Below are 9125 nucleotides of genomic sequence, written 5' to 3' on the forward strand. Positions count from 1 at the left end.
GCGCTTGCTTTACAAGCAGTAAAGCAAAGTATAAAGTCTATACTTAGAATAGAGTCAAGAGTGGATGTGTTATGAAAATTGGTGAGTTGTCGAAACGCTCAGGTTGCAGTATTCAAACAATCAGGTTTTATGAGCGTAAAGGTCTATTATCCAAGCCCAAGCGCACACAAGCGAATTACAGAAGCTATGATAAAACCTTGTTAGATGAATTGATTTTCATCAAGCAGTGTCGCTCGCTAGACATTTCAATGAAGGAAATTGAAACCCTGATCCATAATAAGAACAATCCAGAGCAGAGCTGTTCAAGTGTGAACAAACTCATAGACGAGCACATTTGCCAAGTGAACAAAAAAATAAAGGAGTTATCCTCCCTTAAATTAACACTTGAGCAAATGGCTCAATCCTGCGATGCCAACAAAACTATTAAAGAATGCGGCATTTTGAATGAACTCAGTCATTAATTACGTTGACGTTTTCGCCACAAAAAATACACAGCGGGTAGCACGATAAGTGTCAATATAAGCGCGCTAACCATACCGCCCACCATCGGGGCGGCGATGCGACTCATCACTTCAGAGCCGGTTCCAGTGCCATACATCACAGGTAGCAAGCCGAAAATGATGGACGTTGAAGTCATCATGACCGGGCGTATACGCATTTCGCAGCCCTGCATGACAGCCTGTTTCAACGCGTCAATACTAAAATCATTGCCTAATTCTTTAAAACGGTTATCAAGATAAGCCAACATAATAATCCCTATTTCTACGGCCACACCAGCCAGGGCAATAAAGCCCACGCCAACGGCGACTGAAAAATTAAAATTCTCTAGATACATCAGCCACACGCCACCGATTAATGCGAAGGGTAAGGTACCAATAATCATGGCAACCTGCACAAAACTTCTAAAGCTGGCGTACAGCAAGATTATGATGATGCCCAAGGTAAGCGGAATGACATAGGTTAGCTTTGTCTTTGCACGCTCCATGTATTCAAACTGCCCACTCCAATTCAATGAATAGCCGGGCGGCAAATCGACTTGTTCAGTCACTATTTGCCTTGCATTGGTGACATACTGTCCAACATCGATATTTTCAATATCAACGTAAACCCAACCATTGGGCCGCGCATTTTCACTTTTGATCCCCGGCGGGCTGTCTTCAATGGTGATGGTAGTGATGTCCCCAAGCTGAATATGCGCACCACTTGGCGTGACAAAGGGCAAGCGCCGCAGCGCCTCAGGTGAATCGCGATAGTCTTGTGGAAAACGCACTTGAACAGGATAACGCTCACGTCCCTCAACGCTCGTCGTGAGGTTCATGCCCCCTACACTGCTGGCGATAAATAACTGCACATCGGCGATATTTAAGCCGTAACGCGCAGCATTGACACGGTCAATATCGATGGTGATATAACGACCGCCAGCAACTCTCTCTGCATAAACTGATGCAGTGCCGTCAACCTTTCCGAGTACCTGTTCAAGTTGCTGTCCAATGGTTTGAATGACCGATAAATCTGGCCCGCCTATTTTAATGCCCACAGGCGTTTTTATCCCTGTTGCCAGCATATCAATGCGGGTTTTAATCGGCATCACCCAAGCATTGGTTAGCCCTGGAAAATTAACCAAATTATCAAACTCATTGATTAAGTCTTGGGTTGTGACGCCCACTCGCCATTGGTCTTTTGGCTTTAACTGAATAAAGGTTTCAATCATGGTTAGCGGGGCAGGATCGGTCGCGGTATCTGCACGCCCAACTTTGCCAAATACCGTCTCGACTTCAGGCACGGTTTTAATCAGTTTATTAGTTTGCTGCAAAATATCTCGAGCTTCCCCAATAGACACCGCGGCATATGTAGTCGGCATATACATCAAATCGCCTTCGTCTAGTTGCGGTATAAATTCACTACCAATTTTGCTCACTGGCCAAAACCCGATGATCAGCACTAAAACAGAGAGAAATATGGTAATTTTTGGGAAGCGCAACACCGCTTTTAATATGGGTCGATACACAACGATAAGCGACCGGTTAATCGGGTTTTTGTGCTCAGGCACAATTTTCCCTCTGACAAAATAGCCCATCAGCACGGGCACTAAGGTAATGGCTAAAAACGCGGCGGCTGCCATGGCATAGGTTTTCGTGTATGCCAAAGGACTGAACATGCGTCCCTCTTGCGCCTCAAGTGTGAATACAGGTAAAAAACTCACCGTAATGATGAGCAGGCTAAAAAAGAGCGCTGGCCCGACCTCTGTTGCTGATTTCGAAACTACTTCCCAACGGTTTTCCTTTGTGATTTCGGTCTTTTCCATATGCTTGTGCATGTTTTCAACCAGCACAATCGCACCATCAATCATTGCGCCGATGGCAATGGCAATACCGCCTAAGGACATGATATTGGCATTTATCCCTTGCAGGTGCATGACTATAAACGCACCTAAAATGCCGATGGGTAGACTGATGATAGCCACCAACGATGAGCGCAAATGAAACAGAAACACTACGCAAATCAGTGCGACAACCGCAAACTCCACTACCAGTTTTTTAGTGAGGTTGTCGACTGAACGCTCAATTAAAGCCGAACGGTCGTACACCGGTATGATGTCCACGCCGTCTGGCAGACTACTTTTAAGCGAATCTAGTTTTGCCTTGACGCCATCAATCGTCGCTTGTGCATTCTCACCAAAGCGCATGACAACGATGCCGCCAACACTTTCGCCCTCGCCGTTTAGATCCGTGACGCCTCGGCGCATTTGAGGACCTATTTCAACTATCGCGATGTCTTTGATGAGAATAGGCACACTGCTATTTTGTGGCGCTGAGCTTTGTGCCATATTGGCACTAGAACGCACGCCAACAGGAATATTTTCGATATCTTCCTTAGTCTCGATATAGCCTGTCGAACGGATCATGTATTCGGCTTCTGCCATATCAATAACAGACGCCCCCGTCTCCTGATTACCGCGCTGCACAGCCATTTGCACGTGAGATAAAGGAATATTCAGTGCTTGAAGTTTAAGCGGATCGACCATGATTTGGTATTGCTTAACCATGCCCCCTACGGTTGCGACTTCTGATACACCGGGCACTGTTTGTAGTTCGTATTTTAAAAACCAATCTTGTAGACTTCTAAGTTCACTTAAGTCATGTTGGCCACTGATATCGGTCAGCGCATACATAAACACCCAACCTACTCCGGTAGCGTCTGGACCAAGCTGGGGTTTTGCTGTTTCGGGCAGAGACGGCGCCACTTGAGACAGATATTCCAGCACGCGACTGCGCGCCCAATAGAGGTCGGTATCGTCATCAAAAATAATATAAATGTACGAATCACCGAAAAAGGAGAAGCCTCTGACTGTTTTAGCGTTGGGTACGGATAACAGCGCTGTTGTTAACGGATAAGTCACTTGATCCTCAACGACTTGTGGCGCCTGCCCCGGATACGAGGTTTTGACAATAACTTGCACCTCACTCAAATCAGGGATGGCATCAACGGGGGTATTTTTCAACGAATACAGACCGCCTCCAATCAGCATGAAGGTTGCCAATAAAACAAAGAATCGGTTATGAATAGACCAATGAATGATTGAATTTATCATTCGTGACCCTCCTTACTTTCTCTTTTCGCTTCATGATGTTCCATACTAGATCCCATGATATGCAAAGTTTTGACTTGAAACATACCATTGTCTTCGCGAATGATTTCAACATGCACTGAGTCGCCAACAACAAAATCATCAATATTGATATCACTGTCAACTGTAAAACCCATAGTCATACCCATCATGTCAAAGGCATCAAGATAACCATGTGTTAAGGTGACTCGGCGTCTATCGAGCTCAAGCTCTACAACCGTCGCTTCTGTCCACGCACTTAAGTCCTCATTTTGGCCGTCCGATTGCATATCCTTTGGTTGCATTTCCATGTGCATATGTTTAGCGTGATCGTTGTCATCATCACGCGAGATTGGCTCATCTGTCATATGTTGATGTTCATCGTCTTTATTAGATGATGAACCGTCGACAAAATGCACGGTTTTAATTTGAAACATGCCGGTTGGTTCACGAATGACTTCGATATGGATATCCATGCCGACTTCAAAATCGGCTATTGCAATGTCATCAGCCAAGGTAAAATTCATGGTCATGCCCATCATATCGAAGGTATCAAGGGGGCCATGGGTAATGTTGATCATATTTCGGTCTGCTATCACTTCATTGACCGTCGCTTGTGTCCACGCACTGGCGTCAGCGTCTATGGTATTTTCAACCGGCGTCATGCGCATAAAATCAGACGTAATACTGCTTTCTGAATCAATCAGAAACTGCGCTGAGGTCACAATGGCATCACCTTCTACAACGCCATCCAATATTTCAAACACATCACCAAAGTCTCTACCCAACTGCACATTGACAGATTTGTATTTACCCTCTTCCATCGCCAAGACAACGCGATCGCTTTTGCCCGTTCGGATCACCGCTTGCTTTGGCACGGTTAACACGTCGTCGCTTTCACTATCTCCGTAGAAAAGCGCTACCTTTGTGAACATGTCCGGCTTGAGTGAATATGAGAGTCTCCCGCTCAGGTCGTTGGTTCGGTTGTCGACTACAAAACGTGCTTGCACCGTGCGCGTCGCGCTATTTAACATCGGATAGATGTAATCCAAAGTGGCCTCAAATACCTGACCGGGTAAGTCGGTACTGCTAATACTTGCGCGTTGTCCAATGCTTAATAGGCTAGCGTCATTCGGAAATACATCCGCAATCACCCATACTCTATCCAAAGCGGCAATCGACAGCATCGTCATCCCTGGTTTGACATACATGCCTTGTTGCACATTAAGCGCATCAATAAAACCCGTTGCAGGGGCTAGCACAGTAACGGTTTGAGAAATCTTGCGCGATTTTTCAATACTTTCAACGTGTGATTGAGGCACCGCTAATGCGCGCAGCCTTGCCTTTGCCGCATTGATTAACGCAGCGTTTTGTTGATTCAGGGCAATCACAAACTCTTCCTGCGCGTTAACCAGTTCGGGGGAATAAATCGAATACAAGGCTTCACCTTTTTCAATGAAATCACCTTGCGTGCGTACATTTAGCGTCTCGACCCACCCTTCGATACGAGGATGCACGTGCTCAATGGCATTTTGTGCATATTGCACCTGCCCCACTGCTTGTATCCTGCCTTCAGGCTTTATACGATTAACAGCACTGGTTTTTACCCCCAAGTTTTGGATGGTCACAGGATCAATCGAAACCGTGCCAGGTGAATCGCTGGCACTGCTTTCTTCATATACGGGCACCAAATCCATGCCCATCGGGGATTTACCGGGTTTGTCTCGCTTAAAGTTTGGATCCATCGGAGCAACCCAATACAAAGGCTCATTAGCGCCTTTTGTATCGTTTCCCGATGTCGCTACCATGTCATGAGAGGGGGAAAAAACCAAGAAGGCAAGCATACTCATTGCTATACCAAGCCCTACCCCAATACCAAGTGTTGCTTTAGTGTTGATGTTGTTAGTCATTGTTGATTCTCCCATTGCCTTGGTTTGACTGACTTTGGCGCTCAGCATCCAAGTGATAGTCAGATAAATAGTAGTGAATAGAAGCGAGCGCTTTGCATTTTGCTATTTCTATGTTGAGCACAGTTATTTGCGTGTCTAGCTCGGCAATCTTGGCTCTTACCACTTCTGCGAAATCGCCCAAATCATTGGTGTAAGCTTTTAAGGCAGCGTCGGACTGTTGCGACATTTGCGGTAAAATTTGTGATTGATAAATGGATAGGCGTTTTGATGCGCCTTGATACTGGTCGATGCTGCTTTTTAAGCCAGCCATGAGCTCTCTTAATACCAAGCGCTTTTCAGTTTTTGTGGCTTCAACTAACTGAATACTGCTGCTGACTTGCGCATCTTGTCGAGCGGAAGAAAACAAAGGGAGCGATACGCTCATGCCCACAGAGAAGAAATCCGCACGGCTATTGCCAGCAGGCGTATCATCGCGAAGTGCATAACTGGCATTAACACCAAATTGCGGTTTGAAGTTCTGCTCAGCGATATCAATACCGATGCGCTCAGCTGAGATTTGCTGGTCAATGGCAACAATTAAAGGATGATTAGCCAAGGTGGAATATAAATGGTGATCATTATCCTCCTCTCGCGTAAGCAAAGCTCTCTTTTGTTTGGGGAACAGTTGTTGTTCGCTCGGTAATTCGCCAACTGCCTCAAAGTCAGAAGCTAAGCCTGAATAAGTGGCGCCTTGGTCTGGGCTACGTAAAAATTGCATCAGTTTTGAGAGCGCAGAGTGCTGCTGTGTTGAGAGTGATATAAGGCGGTCTTGCAAGCGAACCAATTCTAATTCGGCTCTGATGATATCTTGTTGATTAGCCTTTCCAACGGATGACGCGTAACCTGCACTGACAATATCGCCCAATTTGTCAAAGAGAGGCTCAGCTTCTTTTACCAAGGCATAGCTTGCTTGATTTTGATAAGCATCTAGCCAAAGTAATGTTGTCTGTAAAGCGACTTTCTGCCGCCTGTCGGCACGCTTGAATGGTTGAATGTTCGCCGCTTGCTGAAGTTGCGCCTCTTGTAATGCCAAGGTATCGCCACGTGGAAACATTTGCGAGGCACCTACTTTCAACTGTGTCATCGGCTCTTGATCAAATGCAAACCCATCTGTTGGCAGATTGAGAATGCCGATGCTCAATGTAGGATCTGGCAAGGCACTTGCCCCTTCACTTAAAGCTAACAGGCGTTGCTGCTCAAATTGACTTTTTACTAACCAATCGTCTTGTGTCAGCGCCATATTGATGGCGGTGTCCAAATTTAAAACAGTTCGTTCGTTTGCATGGCTCATTGCGCTAGTGAAATTAAAGAAGAGCGATGCCAGTACAACCATTATGGAACGAGTTACAAGCTCGCCACGACCGGCAGGTTTTGTCGAGTATCTTGACATATTAAATGAAGACACCCGTGTTCTAAAAATATGTAATAGGCCCATGTCGGATCCTTAACTGATAAAAGTTCGTAATCAGCGAGTGTCTTATTTTATGACCTGCCTACATAGCGCAATGCATATGCAAACAGATAGGAAAACAGACATGAACCGACCATGACTGGTCAGCTATTCGCTACGTAAAAGAGTTGATTAAGCTAAAGATTGAATTGGAGGCCGCATAAGCAGTGCGGAAAAGGCCGAGTGAGGCGGTGGTGATGACTCGATAAACGTTTCATTTATATTGGGTAGATGGTCTTCAGATAGAGATCCAAAAATAAACACAGCCGTTGCGGCAACGGCAACACAAGCGCATTGCCCGTCGCAACAAATATTCATATCAACACTATCACAACAATCCATTGTCGCTCTCTTGCTCTGTTCTAACATCATGTGTTCGGACATCGACTCTGTCTCAGAAGCAGATTGCAAAGCATGATGCGATAGGTTACTCATTGAACAAGACGTGTCAGACATCGCAGAAAATACCTGTGCAGACGCGAATGCTCCACTTATCTGAGTGATAAGTAGCATTAAAATCATAAAGAATTTCACAAACTGCTTTGGCATTTTCATGTTGTAAGTATACATAGTTAAAGCAACTAAATAAATAGTTGCTAAACCAACATCCAGGTTCCTGCGCCAAACATGACTGCATTTTCAGAAAATGAGACAAAACCTAACGGCACGTTAGAGTCGCCACCTACACAAGCGCACTTGAGCTCGCGTTTATCGATATACACCGCTTTTATGACCGATACACCGCCAATACCGCCAATAAACAACATGATTGGAACTGATATCAAAGAAAGCGTTCCAGCCACCATTAACAACCCGCCCAGAATTTCTGCATAGGGATAAATAAAAGCATACGGCAAATAGCGACGAGCGAGTAAGTCATAGCCCAGAAAACCATTGACAAAACCTTCCAGATTTTGAAGTTTAAGTAGACCCAGTATAACCATGGAGAGACCAATGAAATGCATAATCAAAGTATGTATTTCCAATCCATCGTCAAACGGATAAGCTATAGAGAAAGCTAATAGCGCTGCGACGCCAAAGACGGCTAGCACGGGAAAGTAGGTCGTTTTGGATTTGTCTTTTGGCGCTTTTCCAAAGTGTCTCTGCAAATCTTCAAACCCGCCGACGCGCGCATCACCGATGATGATTTGAGGCGTAGTTTTAACATTCAGTTTAGATTTGATTTGTTGTACCTCATCTCGTGACGTCAGTATTTTATCGTCAACCTGAAACCCCTTTCGACGCAGTAAGTCCTTGGCTCTAAGTCCGAATGGACAAGTGTGTTCGTCAGTTTCCATTCGGTATAGCGTTGCAGTTTTACTCATTGTTAGTCACCTCACTATCAAAATCAGAATACAATGATAAACTGCGTACCTTACTACGCTGTCAAGTGCTATCAAAAAAACAAATCGAACGAGGTGAACATGAAAGTAGGAGAATTTGCTAAAAAAGCGGGCGTTAACGTAGAGACGGTGAGGTATTATCATCGAGAAGGCTTACTACCAATACCTGAGATAAAAGGCGCATATCGATATTATTCTCAGCAACATGTAGACACGTTAGCATTTATTAGTCGAGCAAAGTCAGCAGGCTTCACACTTGAAAATATCAAACAACTTCAATCACTGAATGACATGAAAGACAAAATTACAATAAGAGCACTCTCCGAGAAAAAGCTTAAAGAACTGAACGACAAAATAGATAAGCTACTTTCAGCAAAGGATTTTTTACAAGAGCTCATTCAAGATTGTAGGAACAGTGATAATGATGTTTGCCCGATTTTACTGACACTTAAAGGTAAGTGAATTAATCAACAGTATTCACTCTTCACGGACAAACGGTCTTTCACAATCCCCACAAATGACGTTAAGTGAAGCCTTTCCGTATATTTTTGTGTCGCATCCAGGACACACATGTTTTGTCCTAGTTTGACGCTTTGCCACCTCTGGAAGAAAAAAAGATTCGGGCATTGAAGTAAATGCTACCAAAATACCAATGGGCAGGCTGATAATTGCGACACTGGAGACTGTGAATCCATAATAAATCCTTGGCAAAGCCTTATATTGAAGTGACCCCAAAAACTTGGACACTTTACTAAGCGGCTTTCAAGGCCTGATTT

At 44.7% G+C, this 9125-nt stretch carries 7 protein-coding genes; 2 read left to right on the top strand and 5 right to left on the bottom strand.

Features of this window, described 5'->3' with window-relative positions; genetic code table 11:
- Positions 1 to 71 precede the first annotated feature (71 nt).
- Positions 72 to 461, top strand: a complete 390-nt coding sequence (gene cadR / locus NLF92_RS11350) for a Cd(II)/Pb(II)-responsive transcriptional regulator (protein WP_254102017.1) — start codon at positions 72 to 74, stop codon at positions 459 to 461.
- Here the strand turns inward: cadR and NLF92_RS11355 are convergent.
- The 5 genes from NLF92_RS11355 to NLF92_RS11375 form a co-directional block, all read right to left on the bottom strand.
- Positions 458 to 3592 (bottom strand): efflux RND transporter permease subunit, encoded by a 3135-nt coding sequence (locus NLF92_RS11355; RefSeq protein ID WP_254102024.1) that lies wholly within the window; start codon positions 3590 to 3592, stop codon positions 458 to 460. The two genes, cadR and NLF92_RS11355, sit on opposite strands and share 4 nt — an antisense overlap.
- A complete protein-coding gene (locus NLF92_RS11360; protein WP_254102026.1) occupies positions 3589 to 5517 on the bottom strand; it encodes an efflux RND transporter periplasmic adaptor subunit in 1929 nt (642 codons plus the stop codon). The genes NLF92_RS11355 and NLF92_RS11360 overlap by 4 nt, the downstream gene beginning before the upstream one ends.
- Positions 5510 to 6991, bottom strand: coding sequence for a TolC family protein (locus NLF92_RS11365; RefSeq protein WP_254102028.1), 1482 nt, complete (start codon positions 6989 to 6991; stop codon positions 5510 to 5512). Before NLF92_RS11365 ends, NLF92_RS11360 begins: the two co-directional genes overlap by 8 nt.
- Before the next feature lie 147 nt (positions 6992 to 7138).
- The gene (locus NLF92_RS11370; protein WP_254102029.1) at positions 7139 to 7561 is read right to left on the bottom strand and encodes a hypothetical protein; all 423 of its coding nucleotides are present in this window, start codon (positions 7559 to 7561) and stop codon (positions 7139 to 7141) included.
- Between the two features lie 41 nt (positions 7562 to 7602).
- On the bottom strand, positions 7603 to 8331 hold the full coding sequence (locus tag NLF92_RS11375; protein ID WP_254102031.1) for a glutaredoxin: 729 nt from the start codon (positions 8329 to 8331) through the stop codon (positions 7603 to 7605).
- 99 nt (positions 8332 to 8430) lie between these two features.
- Here NLF92_RS11375 and NLF92_RS11380 point away from each other — a divergent pair, with 99 nt between their 5' ends.
- On the top strand, positions 8431 to 8811 hold the full coding sequence (locus NLF92_RS11380; RefSeq protein WP_254102033.1) for a MerR family transcriptional regulator: 381 nt from the start codon (positions 8431 to 8433) through the stop codon (positions 8809 to 8811).
- The last annotated feature ends 314 nt before the right edge of the window (positions 8812 to 9125 follow it).

The sequence above is a fragment of the Opacimonas viscosa genome (assembly GCF_024199005.1).
GTDB classification, from domain to species: domain Bacteria; phylum Pseudomonadota; class Gammaproteobacteria; order Enterobacterales; family Alteromonadaceae; genus Opacimonas; species Opacimonas viscosa.

Bases quoted from the DNA above. Each gene is read 5' to 3' on its own strand.
- cadR (WP_254102017.1), top strand. From the start codon at position 72: ATGAAAATTGGTGAGTTGTCGAAACGCTCAGGTTGCAGTATTCAAACA.
- NLF92_RS11360 (WP_254102026.1), bottom strand. From the start codon at position 5,517: ATGACTAACAACATCAACACTAAAGCAACACTTGGTATTGGGGTAGGG.
- NLF92_RS11375 (WP_254102031.1), bottom strand. From the start codon at position 8,331: ATGAGTAAAACTGCAACGCTATACCGAATGGAAACTGACGAACACACT.
- NLF92_RS11370 (WP_254102029.1), bottom strand. From the start codon at position 7,561: ATGAAAATGCCAAAGCAGTTTGTGAAATTCTTTATGATTTTAATGCTA.
- NLF92_RS11365 (WP_254102028.1), bottom strand. From the start codon at position 6,991: ATGGGCCTATTACATATTTTTAGAACACGGGTGTCTTCATTTAATATG.
- NLF92_RS11380 (WP_254102033.1), top strand. From the start codon at position 8,431: ATGAAAGTAGGAGAATTTGCTAAAAAAGCGGGCGTTAACGTAGAGACG.
- NLF92_RS11355 (WP_254102024.1), bottom strand. From the start codon at position 3,592: ATGATAAATTCAATCATTCATTGGTCTATTCATAACCGATTCTTTGTT.